Origin of the sequence: Fictibacillus nanhaiensis (assembly GCF_049537595.1) — a bacterium.
GTDB lineage: Bacteria > Bacillota > Bacilli > Bacillales > Fictibacillaceae > Fictibacillus > Fictibacillus nanhaiensis_F.
The window spans coordinates 442,207-466,428 of sequence record NZ_JBMULM010000002.1 but is presented as its reverse complement, the minus strand read 5'-3'; the positions used below and the strand labels follow the sequence as shown (position 1 = coordinate 466,428).

Genomic DNA, 24,222 nt, shown 5'->3' with positions numbered 1-24,222 from the left:
TAGACTATTTAAAAAAGTAACGGATTTGGGGTAATTCATGGATGAAATCTTTCATTGGGATCGCACTGATACTGATAGCGGGTTTAGGAGTATCAATCTGGATTGGTTTTCATACAAAAATGGCCGAAGGAACACTTCCCTATGATGATGATCAAAAAGGCATACAGGACCAAGTTGTCATCAAGTTTAGTCACGTGGTTGCAGAGAATACTCCTAAAGGACTTGCTGCACAGCGTTTTGCAAAACGGATAAACGAGAAATCTAATGGTCAGATTAAAATTGAAGTGATTCCAAACGGTGGACTCTACTCCGATCAAGAAGAACTTGAAGCGCTGCAGCGTGGTGATGTGCAGATGATCGCACCTGCTACGACAAAGCTAAGCACATTTTCACCTAAATGGCAGGTTCTTGATCTTCCTTATGCCATGCCTACTCGTGAAAGTATTATAAAGGCGTTAAACGGAGACATTGGGAACACGTTGCTTCAATCACTAGAAGAGAAAAACATGAAAGGCCTTACGTTATGGATCAATGGATTTAAACAGATTACAACAAACGACGGGCCTGTCGTTCACCCTAATGATCTAAAAGGGCAAAACCTGCGAATCATGCCTAGTTCTGTGCTTGAGAATCAATTTGATCAAGTTGGAGCTAAAGCAGTTGGATTGGATTTTAACGATACGTACCGATTATTGGAATCTGGAGAATTAAACGGTGAGGAGAACACGATCTCTAACATCTATTCTAAAAAATTCTTTGATGTGCAAAGTCACCTTACGATAAGCAATCATGGATTTTTAGGGTATGCTGTAATCATGAATGATGAGTTTTGGAGCAATCTTACGAAGAAGCAGCAAAGAATCATAACTGAAGCTTTGGATGAAGCTACTAGCTGGAACCAGACTCAATCTTTCGCGATGAACGAGGAACAGCTTGCATTAATCGAGAAAAATTCTTCAATCGATATTCATTATCTGACAGAGGAAGAAAAAAGAGAGTGGGCAAAGGGTTGGGAGCCCGTTTACCGAGCGTTTAAAAGTGAGATTGGAGACGACCTTCTTTCCAAGATGATTCAATTAAGAAATTCCTATAAAGATTTTTAGAGAACAAATTCAGGTGCTGATTCTTTAATAATCAGCATCCCTTTTTATTCCATTCATCCACACACGTTTGGCAAATACACGTTTCACGATCGTAAGCTGCACATTCAAGAAGTTGAGCTGGAATCTGAACGTTCATACACCAACACGATTCTGGGTTCTTTCCGTTTGAAATTGCACAGACATTATCTCCCTTACATAACGGGCATTCAGACATGGTCTTTCACCTTTACCTGCATCTCTTTTCCCCATTCTGCCAAGGATTTTAACGATGGGATTAAAGCCTCTCCTGCCTCCGTTAGTGAATATTCCACCCTAGGAGGTATCTCCATGAATTGCGTTCGCACCACCAGTCCTTGTTTTTCCATCTCTTTTAAAGACTGAGATAAAACCATGTTTGTGATTCCATCCACCTGACGCTTCAGTTCGTTATACCGTATCGTCTTATTCTTCCACAATGCCCATATGATCGGAAGTCTCCATTTACTCCCGATTAGTGTTAGAGCAAATGTTAACGGGCAATCCTCTTTTCTCTTATAACCTTCATCACTCATGTTAAGGCTCCTTTAATCAGTTTTTACTGACTTAGTAAGAAATTACTGCATACTTGTTTTCGTCTTTCTCTGTAATAAAATTATAGCGTAAGTACTACGTTTGGGAGTGATTAAAATGGAGTTACACTACGAGATTGTTCCTGATTATAAAATGGAGGTTTGCCGGAATCTCTGCAATGAACTTATGACGTATCAAAAAGCAAAAGCCACCATAAGCCCTGAATTATTTGACACTATGAACTTTGAAACACGCTTGGTTCCATCTGTACATAAAGCCATGCATAACTATATCGTTGTAGTTAAAGATAGAAATAAACTCGTGGGATACGTGTATGCAAACATCTCTCCTAAAGAAGTGTACCGCAATGATTTCGCTACCTTCTTTGATATGAATTCTGTTCAGAGAAAAGCAGTCGGATGCCTTTCTCAGTTTTACATTAAGGATGAGTACAGACAATATGGGATTGGTTCTAAACTATTTAATATGTCTATGAACTGGCTCACTTCTTTTGATGAAGTGGATGATTATTTTATCTTTGTATCCAATGGGAATGATGGCGCACTTTCCTTTTATCAACGTAAAGGTTTCGCAATCAGTCATGAGATATTAGACGGTTTCATTACGGTGCTACACAGTAAGAAAGTAAGTGAAAATGAACATCGCACTAATTTTTAGGTCCATTTAACTGTTTTTCTATGTCTATTTAGTTCCTCCCTTTGTAGCTAGTTTTCTCGTTTTACAAATCTGTAAAATGAAATTAATAAAAGTATTGTAGAATAAAACCTGTTTCACCAACATTTTGAAATATGTGAAACAACTAGAAATTCAAGCTACAAGGGGTAAAAACTAAATGGATGGAGGCGTTGATGATGAAAAGGCATGAAAACAAAAAGTTTCTTTCACTTTTCTCAGTTGTAATTGCTTTATTAGTAAGCACGTTAGCATTTATACCAGCTCTTCAAGCAGCTGGCGATGGATCGTGGACTAGTCCTTATTCAGTTTCTCAAAGTATCTCGAATCAGAACAATTCTGCAAAGACTGTTCAAGGTTATGTAGTAGGACAACCTACCGCAACAACTACCGTGGTAACAAGCAATTATCCAAACGATTATGCACTCGCTCTAGCAGACAGTCCTACTGAAACAAACACAGCTAACATGGTGTATGTTCAGATTCCAACTTCTTACCGATCACAGTTTGGTCTAAAAACAAACCCTACTTTAAAAGGCCAATCCATCAAAGTAACGGGAAGTCTAGCAGCTTACTTCTCACATGCCGGCTTAAAAGATCCAACAGCTATGGAAAAAGCATCTGGTACAACTCCAACAGATCCGCCGACAGATCCTACTGACCCACCAACATTTGATGAATCGTATTATGATCCTGCTCAAGGAAAAACGGGAGCAGCATTAAAAACAGCTCTTCACAATATTATTGATGATCATACTGAGCTCTCTTATGATGCCGTATGGAACGCACTTAAAGTAACCGATCAAGATCCAAACAACAGCAACAATGTTATCCTTTTATACACGGGCCGTTCACAGAGCAAATCAACGAACGGTGGGAATGTAAACGATTGGAACCGTGAGCACGTTTGGGCAAAATCACACGGTGATTTCGGAACAGCGATGGGTCCAGGAACGGATATCCACCACTTGCGCCCAACAGATGTGAGTGTAAACAGCTCTCGTGGAAACCTTGATTTTGATAACGGTGGCACACAGCATTCTGAAGCACTTGGAAACTATTATGACAGCGACTCATGGGAACCGCGCGATGCAGTAAAAGGCGATGTTGCCCGCATGCTGTTTTACATGGCTGTTCGTTATGAAGGTGACAGCGGTGAACCACAACTTGAATTGAACAACAACGTCAATAACGGAACGGCTCCTTATCACGGTAAAATGTCTGTGTTGCTTCAGTGGCACTTAGAGGATCCGGTCGATAACTGGGAACGGAACCGAAACAACATCATTTATGAACAATTCCAGCATAACCGCAATCCATTCATCGATCACCCAGAATGGGCTGAGGAAATCTGGTAGGAAATTAGCTATGACGCCAATCCCTATATCGAAGGGCAGACTCCATTTTTAGAGTCTGCTCTTTGTTTAGTTATGTGATGGATGATGATGTATTGTTTACGTCGTTTTACGGTACGTGTTTTTATTTTTGTTACACGTTCACCGGTAAATGATGTGTTTTCACCTGAGATTCATATGGATTAACCGCTAATTTCTCTACTTTCACCTGTAATGAACCTCGTTCCACCTATAAATGCTTCTTTTTCACCTCATCGGCCGTTTTCCACATCAAAATCCTTCAATAAAAAATAAAACCAGCTTAAAAGGGCAGAGTGTAACCCCAATAAACTAGTTTTACATGAATAATTCATAATAGAAGAGACAAATACCACATGCCGCCCAAGAAACCATCGCAAACACGGTTACGATCATATTTTCTGACCATCCATACTTAATACCATAGTGATAATGTATGGGTGTGAACCGGAACAGCTTCTTTTTTGTTCGTTTAAAATACGCGACTTGAATGATGACTGAAAGCTGTTCTGCAAGATAGATAATAAACAGAATTGGAATTAAGATCTCCACGTTCTCAATGATGGCAAGGAACGATAAGGTTCCTCCAATAGCGAGGGATCCCGTATCACCCATGAACGCTTTTGCCGGATACAGATTATAGATTAAGAATCCTAGAATTGTAGCGATCATGACTAAGCAAAAGACTTTCACTTCCGTATACTCACTGATTACAAAGAAAAAGAAGTATGTAGGAATCGCAACCATACCTAGAAGTCCGTCCATTCCATCGGTAAAATTAATAGCATTGGCCGTCCCGACAATAAACAGCGTGATCAGGACGAGGTAAATGATGTAAGGAAGAACAATGTTAAATGATTCCGTCACCCGTATGCTTGTATCAATATTGAAAAGATCGATGCCGACATATAAGAGAACAATAGTGAACGCGAACTGAAATTTCAGTTTTGTTTTTCCTGATACCCCGCCAGGATCTTGTTTTGAAGCTTTCCAAAAATCATCTAGAAAACCAATAAAACTAAACAGTATAAACGTTGCTATTAGAAAGATCATAATGGGACTTGTCGTGTAATAATAAAGCGCGACGAAAATCCCTACAAAAAATACACTACCTAACATTAAGGGCGTCCCCTTTTTTTCCTGATGATCTTGAGGAAGTTCCACTCGAATGGGCTGTGTGAGCTTTAGTTTTTTAAATGTCAGTATCAACAGAGGGGCAAATATTACAGTTAACAAAAATGTGATAAAAGCAGGTGCTAGCTGTAACAACACAATTGTAATCTCCTCTCTTATTTCTCCTCTGTATCTATTCGAGAAAAGATGAAAAGTTCCTTTAAATTGTAGGGGGTCTGACCCGGGTCAGACCCCCTACAATTTCTCTACAATTTAACTAGTACAAAATGCTGTGGGACTTCCGAGTGATAGACACCTCAACGAGGGCTTGCTACTGTAAGTAAGTGTAAGAATATTCAGAATAAGGAGAATGACTCATGAGAGGAAAACGTGTTTTAGTATGTACCATGCTAAGTACAGCCATGTTGTTATCCAGTTTCACTCCTGCTATTTTTGCAGAAGGTTCCTCCAATCATAATAATCGAACACATCACGGTGACTGGAACCAGCCCTCTAAAGCATCACCTGTTCTACATCCTGGAACACCTGAAAGTGCCTCACTAAAGAGAGAACCACTAGAGCAAATTGGTCCGTTTATTAAAAGTGAGATTGAGAAACGAACCATGCCAAGCGCTGTCGTTCTCATCGCTAGAAGCGGTAGCATCGCAAAACATGATGCCTATGGCTATTCCGCGCGCTACATTGACGATCAGTTCACAGAAATGGATCAGCCTGTTGAGATGAAAAAAGACACTATTTTTGATATCGCCTCCATCTCCAAGCTCTTCACAACAACAGCTGCAATGAAGCTTTATGAACAAGGAAAGTTCAATCTAGATGATCCTGTCGGAAAATATATTCCAGAGTTTAACGAAAACGGAAAAGAGAACGTAACCATTCGGCAGATTATGACACATACTTCCGGTTTTACAGCATGGATTCCTCTATACAGCATGGGAGCAAATCGCGAGGAACGGTTGCAGATTGCTTTAAAGTACGGGTTAAAAAATAAGCCTGGTACAACTTATACATACAGTGACTTAAATTTAATTACGCTTGGTGTTTTAGTTGAAAGGTTGTCAGGTCAACGTCTCGATGACTATGTAAAAAAGAACATCACTGAACCACTCGGAATGAAAGATACGATGTATAATCCTTCTGCAGAACTTCGTGATCGGATCGCAGCAACAGAATATCAGCCAGCAATCGGACGCGGCATGGTTTGGGGCAGTGTGCATGATGAGAACGCATGGAGTTTAGATGGCGTAGCAGGACATGCCGGTGTCTTTTCAACCGCTAAAGACCTCGCCATCTTTGGACACATGATTTTACAGGACGGAAAGTATGGTAAAACACAGATTCTAAAGCCAGAAACGGTTAGCTTATTAACAGAAAATCAGCTTCCTCAGTTTCCAACCAACTCACACGGGCTAGGCTGGGAGTTAAATCAAGGTTGGTATATGGACGCTCTTAGTAATGAAGAAACACTCGGACACACTGGATATACCGGTACATCTATGGTTGTCTCGCCAAAGAATAAAACGATTGTACTTACCTTAACGAATCGTGTCCATCCTTCACGAGCGACGGTCTCAATGAATCCGATACGACGTAAGGTCGCACAACTAACAGCCGATGCAATTTCAGTTCCTTTTCATCACAGAGATAAAGGTTGGTTTTCAGGATATGGCGATAACCTGAAAAAAGGATTAACATTTGAAGTCGGTAAAAATCAGGATACTCTTCATTATAACAATTGGTTCAGTATTGAAGATGGAAGCGATAAAGGCTCTGTTCAAGTTTCAAGAGACAATGAAACTTGGACAACCTTACCAAACACTTATACCGGAAAAGAAGAAACATGGGATTGTGAAAAAGTAAAGCTCCCTGAAGGAACAAAGTTTGTTCGTTTCCTCTATGAAACTGATGCATCTGTTAACGGCAGAGGATGGTATGTAGATGATGTATACGGAAGTGATCAGAGAGGAAAGAAAAAACGATTAGCCGTTGTTCAAAACGATTGGATAGAACGTGGTTGGTAAAACACAGAAAGCAGTTCCGCTGTAATTGGTGGAACTGCTTTTATTTAATTTTTCACAACAATCCGCTCAGGGCGTGTATACACATTCATAGAATCTCCTCTTACAAAACCAACCGTCGTAATTCCGAGTTCATCGGCTGATTGCAGAGCAAATTCTGTTGGTGCTGATTTTGAGAGGACGATCTCACAGCCGATCTTGGCCACTTTTAACAAGATCTCAGAAGAAATCCTACCACTGAACACGAGAATCTTATTTCCTATGAAAATATCATTCTTCAAGCAGTATCCGTAGATTTTATCCAGTGCATTGTGACGTCCGATGTCCATTCGGCTCAGCACAATTCCGTTCACATCACACAGTGCTGCGTTATGCACACCGCCTGTTTCTTGGAAAACCCCTGCCCCCTTCTGCATCTCTCGCATCAATCGAAAGCAGTCTTCAGGCTTAATTTTCACCCTGACTTCATTCATAGTTTTCGCTGTTCGTGCGTCATTAGCAAAAACAAAGCCTTGCCTGCTCATGCCACAGCATGAAGTTATGTATCTTTTATTCTGCAAATTTTGATACACAGGGTTCAAGCGATCTGTCGTCACGTGTACAAAGCCACCGTCTTCCTGCACCCATAGGTCTTTAATATCTTTATAGTTTCTGATAATTCCTTCAGAAGCGAGATAGCCTACGACCATATCTTCAATGTACTCAGGGCTGCATACCATCGTAACAAATTCTTCCCCATTGATCTTGATCGTTACAGGAAGCTCGGTTACGATAGTGTCTTCTATGTTCACTGCATGTCCGTTCTTAATCTGCAGAATGCTGCGCTTAGTCACAATCGGTTTCATAAGACAATCACCCCTTCGCTACGCGATCGGTTTATCAAAAACAAATACAGACACCGCCATGTCTTCATCCACTTTAAAATCTGAGAACAGATGAACGAATTTTGCACCGGTCACATCTTCTAATCCATCGGGTGGAGCTGTTGCGTAAACGTCCTGAATCAGACGAGTCCTTGCAGCATGCACCATCTCCTTGCCTTCAGCCGTTCGGGCAATGAATTTTTCAGTTGGTGTTAAATTTCCGTACATAGTTGAGATCGCCATGTTTTCCACAAAGACCGTATGAATTTTCTCAGGTCCTTTTCCTAATAAGTTCTTACGGAGTTTACGAATAATATCATTAAAGTCATGTACTTTCTTCGTCATTCGAACATCACCACTATTTCTCCATTTTTTACTAATCATACATGATGTACTTACTTTTCGCACGTGATAAAAATGAAAAGCTAGAATACAAGTCTTGTTGTTTCTTGATCATGTAAACGCTATAATAAAGGAGAAAAGTTGGTAGAGAAAATCGTTCACACTGTTTTTTCTTCCATCTCTAAATTACATAATGATCCCTCTTTTATTCCAAATAAAAGAGATCCAATGCTGGATTGGCCTAATGGTATGACCTGCTATTACACTATTCCACCATGAACTCACATTTTCTGTACGTCTATAGAATTTGTGCTTTCGTGGTGGATTTTTTTGTACAATCAGTAAGGTTTACGATGATTAGAAGTATCTAACGAAAGGAAGATTCTTAATGGATAAGATGATTCAAATTACAATCGACGGCAACAAATACGAAGCTCCTTCTGGCACATCCATTCTAGATATTATAAATAAAAACGAACTAACTCACCCTCAAATTTGTTACACGCCACAAGTTGATCCGATTGAAACGTGTGATACATGTATCGTGGAGGTCGATGGCAAGCTGATGCGCTCGTGTTCAACAATGGCACTCGACGGTATGGCGATCGAGCGCTCTTCTACAAGAGCAAAGGACGCGCAGAATGAGGCGATGGACCGTTTGCTGGAAAACCACCTTCTCTATTGCACGGTTTGTGATAACAATAACGGCAATTGTAAGCTGCATAACACAGCAGAACTAATGGAAATCGAACACCAAGCGGTTCCTTACTCGCCTAAAGAAGAGCCGGTGGACCTTGATATGTCTCACCCGTTTTACCGTTATGATGCCAACCAATGTATCACGTGCGGTCAGTGTGTAGAGGTGTGTCAAAACCTGCAGGTGAACGAAACCCTTTCGATTGACTGGGAACGCGAACGTCCACGCGTAATTTGGGATGCCGGATCAAGTATCGACGATTCTTCGTGTGTCAGCTGCGGACAATGTGTAACCGTCTGTCCGTGTAACGCTCTTATGGAAAAATCAATGCTTGGCGAAGCGGGCTTCATGACGGGATTGAAAGAAGATCTACTTGAGCCGATGGTCGAACTTGTAAAAGAAGTTGAGCCTGGGTATAGTGGCATTTTCGCGATTTCTGAAGTGGAAGCCGCTATGCGTGAAACACGTACGAAAAAGACAAAAACCGTTTGTACGTTCTGTGGTGTCGGCTGTTCGTTTGAAGTATGGACGAAAGGCAGAAAGATCTTAAAAGTAGAACCAAGTGAAGGTCCTGTGAACGCAATCTCAACCTGTGTCAAAGGAAAGTTCGGCTGGGATTTCGTAAATAGCGAAGAACGCCTCACTACCCCACTTATTCGTAAAGACGGCGTTTTTGTAGAATCCACTTGGGACGAAGCACTTACAGTAATAGCTGATAAGATGAGCACGATAAAAGAAAAACACGGCAGCAACGCACTTGGCTTTGTTTCATCATCTAAAATCACAAATGAAGAAAACTATTTGATGCAAAAGTTCGCTCGTCAGATCATCGGAACAAACAATGTTGACAACTGCTCTCGTTATTGTCAGTCCCCTGCAACCGACGGATTGTTCCGCACGGTCGGTATGGGTGGTGACGCAGGAACGATTCAGGATATCGCGCAAGCTGGTCTTGTCATCGTCGTTGGTGCGAATCCGACAGAAGGACATCCTGTTCTTGCCACTCGTGTAAAGCGTGCACATAAGCTGCACGGACAAAAATTAATCGTAGCTGACCTTCGTAAACATGAACTAGCTGAACGCTCAGATATTTTCATGAGCCCAAAGCAAGGCACAGACCAAGTTTGGCTCATGGCCGTTACGAAGTACATGATCGATCAAGGCTGGCACGATCAGAAATTTATTGAAGAGAATGTTCATTACTTAGACGAGTTTAAAGAAGTACTTGAAAAATATACGCTTGAATATGCAGAAGAAATTACGGGTCTTTCACAAGAAACAATCATTGATGTGGCGAAAATGATTCGTGACGCTGATGGCACATGTGTCCTTTGGGGAATGGGTGTAACGCAAAACACGGGTGGAAGTGACACTTCTGCTGCCATCTCGAACTTGCTGTTAGCAACCGGCAACTATCGTCGTCCAGGTGCTGGTGCTTACCCGCTTCGTGGTCACAACAACGTTCAAGGTGCTTGCGATATGGGTACGTTACCTGCTTGGCTTCCTGGGTATCAGCACATTACCGATGACCTCGCTCGAGCGAAATTTGAAAAAGCATACGGCGTAACGATTAATAGCAAACCTGGTAAAGACAACATCCAGATGGTCGAAGGCATCGGAACGGGCGAGATTAAATCGATGTATCTAGTTGGTGAAGATATGGCCTTAGTTGATTCAAACTCAAACCATGTTCATGAGATGCTCAGTCAGCTTGAATTCTTTGTCGTTCAAGACATCTTCTTAACGAAAACCGCACAATACGCGGATGTCGTTCTGCCTGCAGCTCCTTCTCTAGAAAAAGAAGGAACATTTACGAACACGGAACGTCGTGTGCAGCGTTTGTATCAAGCCCTACCTACAACAGGAGGATCTCGTCCTGACTGGGAAATTATCCAAGCGATCGCCATCCGAATGGGCGGCGATTGGAACTATAGTCATCCGGGCGAAATTTTTGAAGAGATGGCTGGACTTGCTCCACTGTTTGGAGAAGCAAACTATGATGTGCTAGAAGGCTGGGGCAGTTTCCTTTGGGGTGATTTCAGCGGTAAGAGCACACCGCTTCTCTACACGGAAGGCTTTAACTTCCCTGATAAAAAAGCCCGTTTCGCATTATCTGACTGGATGCATCCAGCTGAGTTTCCGGAAGAGTTCGACCTTCATATCAACAACGGGCGCATGCTCGAACATTTCCATGAAGGCAATCTGACGAATAAATCAAAAGGCATTCAGCATAAAGTGCCAGATGTTTTCGTTGAAGTATCACCTAGTCTTGCAGAAGAACGCGGTGTGATCGATGGATCAGTCGTACGGTTGATCTCGCCGTTTGGAGCTGTAAAGTTAAACGCACTTGTTACAGATCGTGTTAAAAACAACGAGCTGTATCTTCCGATGAACTCTGTGAATAACGAGACGGCGATCAACTTTTTAACTGGTCCAGCTGTTGATCATCGTACACATACACCAGCTTACAAACAGACGAAGGTACGAATGGAGATCATCAGCCGTGAAGGTGAAGTGAAGCTTCCTGGCAACAATCCAAGAAATAAAAAACGCTATCCGCAAAACGGTGTTGAAGTACAGCGTAAATGGAACCGTCCGGGCTATGTTCACCTGACGGACGAAGTGTAAGGGGGCGGGAATTATATGGCACAACCAACTACGGTTATCAAAAAGAACATCAAAACCGAAGAGCAGATTCAGCAAGAGAAGCTAACAGAACTGCAAAAAGCATTAGCGGAGAAAGATGCTGCTCTCTCTAAGGCCCTTGATTTTATTGGAGAGCTAGATAAAATTGGCGCATTGGAAGCGGCAAACTCCATGCTCGTCGCAAAAGATAAAATCGCAAGCATCGCACTCGGTCAAGCAACACGAGAACCCGTTACGAACATGATCAACAACTTGATGGGTGCTGCTGGTGTTCTGACGAAAATGGATCCAGAAGTTACGGCTAAGCTGCTCGATAGTGTTGTTGTTGGCTTGAAGCAAGGTGAAGAGTTTGTGGAGAGCGATAAGAAGGTCGGAGCGTTTGATCTTGTAAAGTCGCTGAAGGACCCTGACATTAATCGAGCGATCGGCTTTGGACTTCATTTTTTGAAGGGTATGGGTCAGGAATTGAAGAAGTGATCATGAGGAAAGGTGATGCTCCGGTGGGGCGTCACCCTTTATTATGGCTGAATTGTCGAATGGACAGTATTTATTTGAAAGTGGGCAGTATTTTTGTAAAAGTGGACAGTAAATCTTCAGAAATGGACAGTATTATTTAAAAACTGGACAGTAAATCTCCCAAAGGTGGAAAGTATTAATGTTGCAGTAAAGCTATCAACCGTTCTTTCCCTACTGAATGAAGAAGTAAAGGTATGCGCGGACCGCTATTGCGGTTCAATACAAGTTGATAGATAATGCTGAACAACCTTTTTTGGTTGTTTCTTTTCATTTTGGGATCATCCACATGACAAATATCGTAAACTCTTCTCATCAGCTCCTCATCAGTTAGATTAGCTTCATACTGCAAAACACTAACAAACCCTTCAATCCAATCCTTCTCCGTATCAGTCAGTAAATCATAATATTTTTCATTCTTTTCTTCATTAACGCAAAGCACTTTATCAGGACACCAGTTTCTCAACCAATACTCTACTCTTTCACAAACTTTTCGTACCTCTTCCAACGTATATTCCTCACCTGTTCTTCCCAATACGACACGCACTAATGAGACTTCAAAATTTACTAGCGGTAAGATGCTCGCTACATGACTAAATCTTGGAGCTCGTCGTGTTCCAGGAGCCACAGCTGACAAGTCCAACGCAGCTCTTATCTCCTCTTTCATCAGAACTTGATCGGTATGACTAAATCTCTCATATTCTGTATAGTTCCTGATCACGTCATCATCTAACCCAATATGAAAAGGTGCATTCGGCTGATACTTGGCAAACATGAAAAGAATGACCTCTGGTGTATAGATCTTCAATAACTCACCGGGTGTAATATTGTTTCCTGAAGAACTAGACATCTTCCCACCAGATCCTTTAATACTAATGAAATCATACGGTTCGTACTCTGGTGCTTGAAAGTTATAGATGTGCGACGCAATCTCCTTGGAAACATTAAAGCTTCCAGTAGCAGATGAATGGTCTCTCCCACCCGGTTCAAACACGACATCTTCTGCCTGCCATCTCATCGGCCAATCCACTTTCCAATTCAACTTGATGTTAGTCGCTATTGCTATTTCGATAGAGTTTGAGTGACCACATGAACAAGTGTAGCTTAATCTTTCATTTTGAAATTCGTGAATGTGTACTGTATCTTTCCTGCAAACTTCACAATACACATTAATGGGATAAAATCTCTCTCGCTCTTCCATACTGTGTTCACTAGTTTTAAAATTCATTAATATATCATAGATCTGTTTACGATTTTGAAGAGCATGAACGATTTGAGTTTGATACCTACTTGACCCATACTCCTTGCTTTGATAAATAAAATCAGGAACAATTCCGAACTCTCTCAATGACTGTTCAAACTCTTTTTCAAAGTGCTCAGCGTAAGAACTGTGGCACCCAAACGGACATGGAATTTCTGAGTATGGCATTCCAATATATTGCTCAAAAGTAGGATCAACATTTTTCGGGACCTTACGAAAACGATCAAAATCATCCCATGAAAAGATAAAACGTGTTTTCTTTCCTAGCTGTTGCAATGCCCTTACAACAAAATATGTGGTAACCACTTCTCTAAAATTTCCGATATGAACCGAGCCTGATGGACTGATGCCTGACGCACAAACAAACGTCTCACGATCTGGGTGCTTTCTAATTAATTCTTCTGCTATACGAAATGCCCAATGCATATTTAAATCACTCCTCATTCTTTATGAAAGAAAAACAAAAAAAGCCCTCACCCCCAAGATTATTCATCTTGAGGACGAGAGCTTATTAGCGTTCGCGGTACCACCTCAGTTTGTTCATATGTCACCATATCAACCTCTTCAGGTACGGCAATGAAAAAGAATCACTTGCGTATACCCTATCTCTATAACGGGAGATCCCGTTGTAGTATCAGCAAAAATACCTCTGCATCCGTACAAAGCTCAGAGTCTTTTTTTCGTTAAAGTATTATTGCTCTTTCCCACCACCCAAGAGCTCTCTGGAAATAATGATGCTTAACTACTTTTTCTCTTCATAGCCATAAACTGTTAAATTTTTATTAGTATAATCAGTTTTGTGGAAGATGTCAAAACTATTTTTTATTGATTTTTGTAAACCTCTTAGAAAGAATGAATAGTCCTATACCTATAAAGAAGACGATTAAGCTGATATACAAATACTTATTATTGCTGTTCAAAACTGATTCATTACTTGTTTTCACGATAGGTTTTTCTCTTTGTTCTTTAAGAAATTCCTCATAATATGCTCTGCTTGTAATATTATGATGTTGTACTTTACCCTCTGAAATTTGAATCATTCCATTAGGTCCCCCGACCGGTGTTAAGAAGCTAAATTCCTTATTTTTATCAAAAAAGAGCAAAAACTCTCCGCCATCTTTTTGAAACTCATCCGCCCAACCTACGTCATATCCATCAATGCCTGCCCTTATTTTTGGGGTCACATCTCCTTTAAACACCTTTTGGACATTGAATTCATAACTCGTAAAAACCATATTTCTTCCTTGTGGTTTACTCGTAAAATCATACTGTCCTACTACAATTACATCAGCTCTTTTGTGAACTTCCTCTGGTTCAAGCTCTGCCCAACTTGTTGCTTGAACAACTTCAGTCTTTAAAAAAAGCATTAATACTAGCATTCCCCAGATAATAACACTTATGGAATTCTTCACATCAACCAATCCCCCTCAAGTATTAGTCGATAAACAACAATGTTTAGTTTCATGGTACCTGCAAAAAAAGGATAGGACCTTATAAGTCCTATCCTTGCGTTTGTGTTGTTTAAATACACTACCTTTTACAGAATCGTAGTCATTACAAACTATAACATTTGACTCGTCCGAAGTTCTTTACCCTAAAAAAATGAAACATTCCTCTCAAAGTAAATGAGAACAGAATTTATCAGTTTAAAGGCAATCACTGCGAGGATGATATAAACAAATAAATAACCAGTAAGATACACAGGTCTCAAAAACCATTTTTTCTTTTTTACTTTTAAACCTGCCCAATAAGCGACACCAAATACGAGTGCCGTTAAGAAATTCACGGTTTTCTCAAAAGTATTACTAGGTTTAGGATATGTACCCCATTCATACCAGTGCATCATAGTACCGTAAAGTAAAATAAGTAATATAAAATAAGATGCCTGGCAAGTTAGAATCATTATGACACCAATTCTGATCAATTCTATCATGATTACTCCTAGCTAAATCAGCATTCCACTACCATCTAGTTAACCACTATTTCATTATTAAACTCAAACTCCTCCCTCAAAACCCCCATAACAATCGTGTCATAGTACTTGCCATCAATATAAGCATCATTTCTGAGTCGTCCCTCAACTACAAAACCACACTTCTCATAGGCGCGTATCGCGCGTGCGTTACCACTCCATGTATCCAGTTGAACACGTTTTAAATTCATCGTATTAAATAGATAATGCAGTAAAGCTCTTAACGCATCGGTCCCATATCCTTTACCCCAAAGTTCCTTCTCACCAATCCCGATTCCTACTACACATCGCCGCGCGATAATATCTAGGCTTCGGTATCCGATCGAACCAATATGACGCGCGTCTTCCCCTCTTGTATAGATCGAGAACTCTCCTACTTCACGTTTATCAATGGTACGAATATCTTTTTCATAGCTTGCTTCGATCTGTTCCAGTGGCACATGACTATATCGATAATAACCAGAACCTGCATCAAATGTAGCGGTTTCTTTATCATTTCGCCAGTGGTAGGTTCGCTTATGATCTTCGAGTGAAACTGGTCGTAACTCTACTTTTTTTCCGGATATCATAGTGGTGATCCCTTCTTTCGGCTTGTAATCTATTAAATTGTTCACTATAAAAACCGCAGATTCTTACCATTGGCATCACCCCTCTCACAACTGTATATTATTTTAAGAACGCCTTAATCTTCGGGAATATCTTTACCGCCGTGTTGTAAAAAACATCTTCATGATATTCTTCAGGAATGATCTCTTTTATAAAGTCCATGTATGGCTGCACTGGCACAAGTGGCCAGTCTGTTCCGAACAAAAACTTTTCATAGTTATCCGTGAACGTTAAGGCATGGCGCAAGTGATTGAAGAATCGTGGTGAATCTTTGTATCTTGTAATATCTTCTCTTGTACCAACAACTAGTCCTGACAGATCGGCATACATATTACGATTCTTGTAAACAACTTCTGCTCCGTCTAACGTCCATGGATCACCGAAATGCGCCATCATGAAGTTTACATCACGGTGCATAACTGCTACTTCATCTAGCGTGAGGGGATGAGAGTACTTCAACAAACCTCGCTCTGAATAGGTATCACCCGTGTGAAATACGACTGGCAAACTGTATTTAGCCGCTAGCTTATAAACTGGCTGATACACCTCATCATACGCATAGTACGGATAATAACCGAGGTAGATCTTAATACCAACAACTTCAGGCCGCTGAACCGTTTCTTCAAGCTGTATCAATTCACTCTCACCTAAGTGATACGGATTGATGCCTGCACAATACACGACGTTCTCAGGGATTTGCTTATCCAGATCGATCCCCATCGGAGTTGGGGCTAGAGGGTCTGGAAAACCCTCTACCTCTTTTTCTGTTAACCCCATCGCGATGCCAAGCACTACGCCAGATTCTCGATACTCTTTGATGATCCCTTCATACGAATAGTCAAGTTTAGATAGATTCGTTGCCGTATATTTAAAGCTTTCAATGTTTGAAAAATGCATGTGTGCATCGATAATTTTCATGAGTTCGCCCTTTCTAGTTGAATTTAATTTTCTTCAGATCTTCTAATGCTGTATCTGGAATAACTCTTTCATTAAATACATAAAACACCGGTGACGTGTATTGCTTAGCACCGTGCTCAAGGCTCACCTTTTCTGAGTATCCAAGCTCAATGACTTCTAAATTGATATAAGAATCAACTTGTGTAGCGTTTTGGTCCGCTACAATTTGAAGCAGGTTCTCATGATCATCAGAACCGTAAATCACGCTGCGTTCTACAGTCATTTCCTGCTCACCTTTCGCACCAGAAACCATGGTCCACTCCCCATTTTTAGCCTGAAAACTTCCCCAACTCTTTGCAGGCTCTGGTCCTGGATTTAAGAAACATCCTGTGTAAAAGTTCTTACCATCCAGATAACTTTCCATGTTTTGGTCAATTTCCGTTGTATGGCAGAGTACCGAAACTCCTGGCAGCATCAAGAAGTACTTGTGAATTTGAACACCTTTAAACGCCTCGTGTTTTTTATAATGGGTAGATACTTTAAGACCTTTCCACTCATTCCCCTTGTTATCTTTCTTTTCGACAAATTCAACAGTGCATTCTTCTTTTAACAAGGAATGAAGACTCGTGCCTTCTAGGAGGCCTGCTATACCGCCGAACCAAGGATTCCACCACGATTTTGGTGTTGGTTTTGGAAATGGTGAATCCATCCACTCTTGGTCTCTGAATTGAAGAGAGAACAATGATGGTGCGAACTGTGCTGAAGCAGAGATCTTCATTTCTCCATTATCTACGGAGTACACTTCCAGACCATCTTTTATTGACTTTTCCAACTGAACGGCTTGATCCTTCATCACAAAAGCGGCTGATTGTCGTGTAACATGAACAGCACCTAAATTCATTTTAGAAGTTAATACATGAATACTCCTATCGTTAGGCAATTCAATATCAAACTCGGCCTGTGTTAACTCTTCATCAGAAGCGAATAAATGACTCTGAAGAATCTCATCGTCTAGCTTCATTTCTATAAACCCGTTAAAAAACGAAGACTTATAATCTCTCACAACTGCTTTGCACTCACCATTATCAATAAAAGGATTTCCCCCGTTAACCGATACGTTCATGTGATTGGTCAAACTGGCTGGTTTATCATTCTTTTGCGTAGCAAATTCTCTGAACGATTGCCAATCACGGAAAGCCCCAATTGTCATCGTGATTGGTTTTGTCGCTACTGTTTCTTGTGGAGCTAATTTGCCTAACTTATTTTCAAAATACATGAACCAACTGGAGAAGTTCACTTTCCCCTCTCTCGGCCATGAAATGCCTCTAGGGTTATTATTCCCACGAAGAAAAAGCCAATTTTCCGTAAGTTTACTAGGATCCCAATAAGATAAACCAGATCCCATCGAATCATTGAGTTCAACGTATTTCCCCTCGTAAGGCAATACACCTTTATCTAACATAGGACACATAATCGGTGTATTCAGCCATACTTCTGCGGCTGTTTCTACATCGCTAATATTTGTTACTTCATCGTACCTTTCTACTAGACCTTCACCGTACAATTTCACAACAGTTGCAAGCTGCAATTCTGGAAAAGCCTGTGATTGAAAGGTTGCTCTTAATCCTGCGTAACCATCTTCTTGCAATGATTCAATTTTTTCAGGACGAAGACGCGTTATCTCTTCTGAGAAAGGTTTGCCGAGCTGAGGCACCATAAATGCCAATTTGTAATCCACATCACCTTTACTAGGTGCGATCCAGTTGTTGAATTTATCTAGTTTTAATGTATATTGCCCGTTGCATACGTGATAAAAACCGTCACATTCTCCAGCAAATTTAGCACCAATTCCCTGCAATGCTATACCTAACTTTTTCATAAAAGTAACGGTATCTCCATTGGATTTCGTTGCGGTGATTTGGACTTCGGCAGAGTAAAACCCATTCTTTTTTATCATGAAAGGAACAGATACCGATTGCTTTCCTTTCGGTGCCAAAGTAACACTCACTTTTCGATTCTGAATGGTAACCAATTCTGATGATGGAAGTTCAAAGCTAAATGTGACTTGTTCATCAAAGTTATTTTCAAAGTTAAAATAAAGTTGAGAAGAACTACCAACAAAACTAAGGTTCCCTGGCGTGTTACAGCTTAACTTAACGGGATACTTAGGACGGATACCTACTTTAAATTCCGCTTTCTTCCCATTGATCAGTAATTGAGAAGTAACAGCTGGGTGCGTTCTCCATACACTCTGATCTTCAGTAATCGGATTTACCACAAAAGGAATCTCAATCTCTTCTTCCTTTTGAACCGTGATTTTTTTTGAAGTTGCAAACTGAATGTTCTTATCGTCCACACCTTGGATCTCTACGGTTAACGGCATACCTGTTTTATTGATCATGTGGTATCGAATCTTGTATTCAGATCCAAAAACAAGATTAAAGTGTTCAACAACCGCTGAGATTTTATAATCATCTGTTTCAATTGAGCGAAGCCCTCTTCCAAAGCGCTCAAATTCCATCTTCAAGTTACCTAGAGTCTCATGATTCCAAGCATACTCATAATAATGAAATTCATTTTCGTTGTTTCCATCAGGGATCGTTTCAATCGTACGAGTACTGTTTTCGTACCATCTTCCATCTGTAAAATAAGCCAAAACCGCTTCTGTTTGCATCACAGAAGGCATGAAGTTCATAAGATGTGTCGTGTCATCCCGATCTTCCCAAAAAAAGCCGCATTTTTTATATAGTGGAACTGCCTTTGTGTTCCCTGGCCATGTGTAAAGATCCAAACGCGGCCACTTCATTTCAATCGCTTTTTCTAGTGCTTTTAGTACAAGCTTTTTGCCGATCTTCTTGCCATGATAATCTCCTCTTACATTAAGTAACGGGATGTAGAGTGCTCCCTCATCTTCTCTATATTCTCCTAAACTGCAATAACCTACGACCTTATCTCCATCGAGTGCAAGATATAAATGGAGGTTTGATGAGTTCGATTCTTTCTTTAATACTTGTTCTTCCGTCATGATCGAGTTGCCGCCGCCCCAGCCATCTTGACTCTTATTCCACATTTCAGCGACTGCTGCTGCATAGCTTGGATCATATTCTACTATCGTGATCTGATCAGTAATCTGCGTGTTCAATACTTCCATTTTTTCTAACCTCCGCCTTTTCAATATTCAATATCGTATCGTTGTTTCAATCTACACAGCTTCTTCAAAATAAAAAGCCACCCAGAAAATAGATGGGTGACTTTTAGGTACAAAAATACATAAAAAGGCCCCAGAATGTATACACATCCTGAGGCTCTGATTCACGTTTCATTAACAGATTGAGTTCTCATTAAGAAGGTTGTGTATTGGACAGTATAATGTTGTTTTTGTAGTGTCAAAAAATTTAATCATGTCCAACGCCTCCTTATCTTGAAATATTTTCCTTGTCTCTTGTATTGTAAAACAAATGGATATAAAAGTAAATATAATTTTCCGAATATTTATTTTTTAACTGTTGCGCTAGCTTACAGGCTTATTTTCTAAAATAAATTTAATCAATAATTTGTATTAATAAATAAGGCTCTTTTGCAATCAACCAATTTTTTAGAGGTAGTAACAATAATCACTCAAATACTTGCCTTAATTCAATCTGACCTTCCCCGTTCCCTTGTGGATCTGGCATCTTCATCGCCCATTCAACGGCCTCTTCCCTAGAATTCACATCAATCAAAATAAAACCAGCGATCAATTCCTTCGTTTCGGTAAACGGTCCGTCCGTAACCACTGGTTTTTCTCCTGGATGTAGATAAGAAATTCGCATACCATTTGAACTTGGGTGTAATCCTTTAGCAAGAACCCGAACGCCAGCTTTAACTAATTCTTCATTGTACTTTCGCATCGCTTCATTAAGCTCTTCATTCGGACGGTTACCACCTTCTGAATTTTTGGAAGCTTTAACAATCAACATGAATAACATATCCATTTCCTCCTATTTTTTCTTCTCTACATAAACAACGAACAGAAAGTGAGAAAATCGACAAACGCAGTACTTCAACTAACATGTTTTCCATACCAATTCCCCCCTCTCTTATTATTAGACGACGAACAATAATCGCAAGTTTTTGTTAATCAAAAAAAAACAGCGTTTACTAACGCTGTTCTGGTTTTATCCTTTGAAAGAATATGCTGGCATTCCTTTAACACCTGGTCTTACTTTAAACACCCCACCCGCTTCTGGGAATCTTTCTAAGTTCTCAGCACTTGTATTCTTCCTAGCTGTCGTTACATACAACTCGTCCATATTTTCTCCGCCAAACGTGCATGAGGTCACATTTAATGATGGAATCGGAATAGAAGATAGCTGTTCGCCTGTTTCTGGATTCCACCTGGAAACTTGTGCGCCGCCCCAATGAGCGATCCAAAGCATACCCTCTTCATCAATCGTCATTCCATCTGGAGCACCTACTCCTTCGGGAAAAGAAATCACTTCAGTCGCATTTTGGATATGACCCGTTTGAAGATCATATTGGAATCTTGTAACTTTTTTCGTTGGTGTATCAATTAGATACATATATGATTGATCAGGCGACCAAGCCAAACCGTTCGATATCGTTAGATTTTCTCGTTTCTTTTCCACATGTAAATCATGATCTAAACAATAGAGAGAACCCTTTTCACTTTCTTCACTCAGACTCATCGTGCCTGCCCAAAATCTACCGAACGGATCACACTTCCCATCATTAAAACGATTTTCAGGAAGTTCATGTTCAGGGTCAACTATAGGTGTAAGTTCTTCCGTATTAAGATTTAGAAAATAGAATCCATCCTGAAGAGCTACGACTAAACCGCCTGACTCTCTTGGTACAACCGTTCCTACCATCTGATCTAGTTGTATTTCTCGATTTTGGTGAGAGCGTGGATCGTAGATGTTTACCTTTTTATCTAAAATGCTTACCCAATAAAGGACGCCTTGTTCCGAGTCCCAGCAAGGTCCTTCACCTAAAGGGGCTTTAGCAGATAGAACTAACTCCGCTTCACTATTAAACATGATCTATTCCTCCCTAATCTATGTTGAATGTAAATGATTTTAATTAGATTGTTCATTAAGTATATCATGAAGTATTTATCACTTTATTATCTAAAATTAGTTGAGAGGTTTGATACCATAACTCTAAGTTGAATTCTAAATAATAGACCACTTAAAAAAAGTGACGGATCGCCATCCCCGTCACTTTCCTCATTTATTATGCTGATTCTTTTTCTTCATTCACACGCTTATACTGACTTTCCTTGGTTAATTGATGAGACAGACTCGATAACGTCGCTCCAACAAGATACGCCTGTTTAATCTTTTCATTTTGTTTTACAGAAGTTACAGACATCTCTTCTGAACTTGCTAAAGTTTCTTGAGAAATGCTTGAAAATTGAATAGCTGCTGTTTCAATCTCTGGCAATGCCACTTTTAACTGTTGCAGAGCTACACTCATTTCACCCATTCTCTCATTGTTATCTACGACTGAGTTCATTAAATATTGAATAAATCCAGTCGTATCCTTTACTTTCTGCACATGTGATAGATTCACTTCTCCAAGAAGGCGTGACTCCTGAATTGCTTGTAAAGCTGTTTGGTTCATTTGGTTAACTGTCGCAATGATATCTGCCGCCGCTTTACTCGATTGGTCTGCTAATTTTCCTACCTCATCAGCAACTACTGCAAAACCTCTTCCAGCTTCCCCTGCTCTAGCCGCTTCTATCCGAGCGTTCAATGCTAGCAGTTTGGTTTGTTCAGAAATTTCCTTAATCGTAGAGATCACATTTTGAGAGTGGCTTGAGTATGTGCCCATCTCATCAATGATCTTGTTTAATTGCACGAAACGCTCATGATTATTATGAATCTCACCAACTAACTTCTCCACTTTTTCTTGGCCTGAAACGGCATTATGAGTCATAGATGAAAACTCACCCATCACAGTCATCACCGTTTTGTTCAATTCACTCACTTTTTCTTGCATATCTGTGAATAGTCGCACACTGTGCTCTGAACTAATTGCCGTTTCTTTCGCACCTATCATCACATTCTCTATCTTTTTTACAAGCTGTTCATTATATTGGTTGGCCTCACTGTATGTGTGTTCAAGTTTATTGCCCTGAACAGTTAGTTCAATAGAAATTTGCTGAATCTGATCATGTATATTTCTAATAAACATCATCATCTGGTTAAAGCTATCAATGAGTCTTTGAATCTCAATATGCCTTGAACGATAATCCACATTATTTTGAAAATCACCTTTTTGAACACGTTTCATAACTTGGTTGAGCGCTAATAACGGTGAAGTAATGCTTCTGATAACGAAGATAATTACCAATGCAGTTAAAAGAATACTTATGATTACAGCAACAGTTATAAAATTTCTGAGTTCATATATGGGTTGCATATAACTTTCTGTTTCAACAGCTATCACGTAGATGCCATTCAGCTCTTGAATCTTTTTAATTGCTAGTGTATAGGGCTTATCCTGAATAAGCGTGTGAAGAACACCATTTTCTAGTTCACTTATTTTCTTCATACTGCCTGAGGATAAAGCAACTGTCTCTTTACCGCTTGTCTTATAAGGAATCAGCTTCCCATTCTGCAATAAGAAAATAGTTGCTTTCATATCATCTTGCTGAAGGCCCACATATTGTGAATTGATACTCTCAGCCACACGCTTATTAAACATTTCATCATCTCTTATAAAACTAAATTTAAGATTTTTTGCAATGTCATATGTAGTTTCTGTTTCACGCTCTAAACGATTTTCAATAATCGTTTTAGTAGTATCAGATGCCTTGTTATAACTAAAAAGACCTACGATCGAAATGGTTAAAATAAATAACGTGAGCATCATCAATAATAGCTTTGTCTGTAATTGAAGCCTTAATTTCAGTTGTTCAAAAATCTTTAAACTCTTAATCTGCCTAAGCACCCGTTGAAAAACCATCTTCAATATTGCCACCCCTTTTGTCTCTATATAGAAATTATTACAATATTTACTAAGGAGTGGTGTTAAGGTTTGATTAAGATTTTGTAAAGGACTAAAGACTCATACGGAAAATCATCTCTATGCCAAATTCCCCATTGTGATTTTCACCTTTATGTAGGAATCCCGCTTTTCTGTAAAGAGATATAGCAGCATCGTTCGTTTCATGAACGGTTAATAAAATTTCATTCTTATCTTTGTACTGTTGCTTCACAATTTTCGGTAGTAATCTCAAAGAATCAAGCGCTAATCCTCTTTTCTGAAACCTAGCATCGATCGAAAATGATTTTAATAGGATTGCCTGTCTATTAGTCGTATACATATTACCTGACTGATCGGTATATAAAGCAAACCAACCTACAAGTTGTTGATCTGAATAAATAACAAAAGGCTGGTTGAAGATATCACTTTGAAACGTTTCAAGTACCTCGTCAGGCATAGACGTAAATAATGATTGTTCTGGTGGTAAGCAGTACTCCATTGCAGCCTGAAAATCCTTACTCTCATACATTCTAATTTTCACGAATCTGTCTCCATTCTTAGT

At 40.0% G+C, this 24,222-nt stretch carries 21 protein-coding genes and 1 other annotated feature; of the genes, 6 read left to right on the top strand and 15 right to left on the bottom strand.

Going from position 1 to position 24,222, the window contains the following annotated elements; all coding sequences use genetic code 11:
- Positions 1-41 precede the first annotated feature (41 nt).
- Positions 42-1,103, top strand: a complete 1,062-nt coding sequence (locus tag ACOZ9X_RS13645; protein WP_197222240.1) for a DctP family TRAP transporter solute-binding subunit — start codon at positions 42-44, stop codon at positions 1,101-1,103.
- Between the two features lie 31 nt (positions 1,104-1,134).
- Here the strand turns inward: ACOZ9X_RS13645 and ACOZ9X_RS13640 are convergent, their stop codons facing one another.
- Complete coding sequence (locus ACOZ9X_RS13640) at positions 1,135-1,317, bottom strand: cysteine-rich CWC family protein (RefSeq protein WP_423418655.1); 183 nt, start codon at positions 1,315-1,317, stop codon at positions 1,135-1,137.
- A complete protein-coding gene (locus ACOZ9X_RS13635) occupies positions 1,310-1,654 on the bottom strand; it encodes a winged helix-turn-helix transcriptional regulator (protein ID WP_197222238.1) in 345 nt (114 codons plus the stop codon). The genes ACOZ9X_RS13640 and ACOZ9X_RS13635 overlap by 8 nt, the downstream gene beginning before the upstream one ends.
- Positions 1,655-1,769: 115 nt before the next feature.
- Here ACOZ9X_RS13635 and ACOZ9X_RS13630 point away from each other — a divergent pair, with 115 nt between their 5' ends.
- Both ACOZ9X_RS13630 and ACOZ9X_RS13625 read left to right on the top strand, forming a co-directional pair.
- Positions 1,770-2,330: a GNAT family N-acetyltransferase gene (locus tag ACOZ9X_RS13630; RefSeq protein WP_197222237.1), complete on the top strand. Its 561-nt coding sequence runs from the start codon at positions 1,770-1,772 to the stop codon at positions 2,328-2,330.
- A 191-nt stretch (positions 2,331-2,521) separates the two neighbouring features.
- Entirely contained in the window at positions 2,522-3,703 is a 1,182-nt protein-coding gene (locus ACOZ9X_RS13625) for an endonuclease (protein WP_423418654.1), read from the top strand.
- A gap of 333 nt (positions 3,704-4,036) precedes the next feature.
- Here ACOZ9X_RS13625 and mraY read toward each other — a convergent pair whose 3' ends face one another.
- A complete protein-coding gene (gene mraY / locus ACOZ9X_RS13620; RefSeq protein ID WP_423418653.1) occupies positions 4,037-4,990 on the bottom strand; it encodes a phospho-N-acetylmuramoyl-pentapeptide-transferase in 954 nt (317 codons plus the stop codon).
- Between the two features lie 218 nt (positions 4,991-5,208).
- On the opposite strand from mraY, the gene ACOZ9X_RS13615 reads away from it, so the two are divergent.
- Entirely contained in the window at positions 5,209-6,873 is a 1,665-nt protein-coding gene (locus ACOZ9X_RS13615) for a serine hydrolase (protein WP_423418652.1), read from the top strand.
- Positions 6,874-6,917: 44 nt separating this feature from the next.
- Here ACOZ9X_RS13615 and fdhD read toward each other — a convergent pair whose 3' ends face one another.
- Complete coding sequence (fdhD, locus tag ACOZ9X_RS13610) at positions 6,918-7,715, bottom strand: formate dehydrogenase accessory sulfurtransferase FdhD (RefSeq protein WP_423418651.1); 798 nt, start codon at positions 7,713-7,715, stop codon at positions 6,918-6,920.
- A gap of 18 nt (positions 7,716-7,733) precedes the next feature.
- Positions 7,734-8,078: a DUF2294 domain-containing protein gene (locus tag ACOZ9X_RS13605; RefSeq protein WP_137790251.1), complete on the bottom strand. Its 345-nt coding sequence runs from the start codon at positions 8,076-8,078 to the stop codon at positions 7,734-7,736.
- A 394-nt stretch (positions 8,079-8,472) separates the two neighbouring features.
- Between ACOZ9X_RS13605 and fdhF the strand changes: the two genes are divergently transcribed.
- Together fdhF and ACOZ9X_RS13595 are read left to right on the top strand one after the other, a co-directional pair.
- Positions 8,473-11,400 (top strand): formate dehydrogenase subunit alpha, encoded by a 2,928-nt coding sequence (gene fdhF / locus ACOZ9X_RS13600; RefSeq protein ID WP_423418953.1) that lies wholly within the window; start codon positions 8,473-8,475, stop codon positions 11,398-11,400.
- Positions 11,401-11,415: 15 nt separating this feature from the next.
- Positions 11,416-11,895 carry a DUF1641 domain-containing protein gene (locus ACOZ9X_RS13595; RefSeq protein WP_423418650.1) on the top strand — a complete coding sequence of 160 codons (480 nt, stop codon included), beginning with the start codon at positions 11,416-11,418 and terminating at the stop codon, positions 11,893-11,895.
- 175 nt (positions 11,896-12,070) lie between these two features.
- On the opposite strand, the gene lysS is transcribed toward ACOZ9X_RS13595, so the two are convergent.
- From lysS to ACOZ9X_RS13545, 10 genes are all read right to left on the bottom strand, one after another.
- Entirely contained in the window at positions 12,071-13,618 is a 1,548-nt protein-coding gene (gene lysS / locus ACOZ9X_RS13590; protein WP_423418649.1) for a lysine--tRNA ligase, read from the bottom strand.
- A 67-nt stretch (positions 13,619-13,685) separates the two neighbouring features.
- Positions 13,686-13,960: a binding site (T-box leader), on the bottom strand.
- Between the two features lie 47 nt (positions 13,961-14,007).
- Positions 14,008-14,613 (bottom strand): hypothetical protein, encoded by a 606-nt coding sequence (locus ACOZ9X_RS13585; protein ID WP_423418648.1) that lies wholly within the window; start codon positions 14,611-14,613, stop codon positions 14,008-14,010.
- 173 nt (positions 14,614-14,786) lie between these two features.
- Positions 14,787-15,125: a hypothetical protein gene (locus ACOZ9X_RS13580; RefSeq protein ID WP_423418647.1), complete on the bottom strand. Its 339-nt coding sequence runs from the start codon at positions 15,123-15,125 to the stop codon at positions 14,787-14,789.
- Between the two features lie 35 nt (positions 15,126-15,160).
- Positions 15,161-15,733 (bottom strand): GNAT family N-acetyltransferase, encoded by a 573-nt coding sequence (locus ACOZ9X_RS13575; protein ID WP_423418646.1) that lies wholly within the window; start codon positions 15,731-15,733, stop codon positions 15,161-15,163.
- A gap of 97 nt (positions 15,734-15,830) precedes the next feature.
- On the bottom strand, positions 15,831-16,688 hold the full coding sequence (locus tag ACOZ9X_RS13570) for an amidohydrolase family protein (protein WP_423418645.1): 858 nt from the start codon (positions 16,686-16,688) through the stop codon (positions 15,831-15,833).
- Positions 16,689-16,701: 13 nt separating this feature from the next.
- Positions 16,702-19,818, bottom strand: coding sequence for a GNAT family N-acetyltransferase (locus ACOZ9X_RS13565; RefSeq protein WP_423418644.1), 3,117 nt, complete (start codon positions 19,816-19,818; stop codon positions 16,702-16,704).
- Positions 19,819-20,281: 463 nt separating this feature from the next.
- The gene (locus tag ACOZ9X_RS13560; protein WP_205725576.1) at positions 20,282-20,635 is read right to left on the bottom strand and encodes a YciI family protein; all 354 of its coding nucleotides are present in this window, start codon (positions 20,633-20,635) and stop codon (positions 20,282-20,284) included.
- A gap of 189 nt (positions 20,636-20,824) precedes the next feature.
- Positions 20,825-21,706, bottom strand: coding sequence for an SMP-30/gluconolactonase/LRE family protein (locus ACOZ9X_RS13555; RefSeq protein ID WP_423418643.1), 882 nt, complete (start codon positions 21,704-21,706; stop codon positions 20,825-20,827).
- A 196-nt stretch (positions 21,707-21,902) separates the two neighbouring features.
- Positions 21,903-23,639, bottom strand: coding sequence for a methyl-accepting chemotaxis protein (locus tag ACOZ9X_RS13550; protein WP_423418952.1), 1,737 nt, complete (start codon positions 23,637-23,639; stop codon positions 21,903-21,905).
- A 94-nt stretch (positions 23,640-23,733) separates the two neighbouring features.
- Positions 23,734-24,201, bottom strand: coding sequence for a GNAT family N-acetyltransferase (locus ACOZ9X_RS13545; RefSeq protein ID WP_423418642.1), 468 nt, complete (start codon positions 24,199-24,201; stop codon positions 23,734-23,736).
- Positions 24,202-24,222 lie beyond the last annotated feature (21 nt).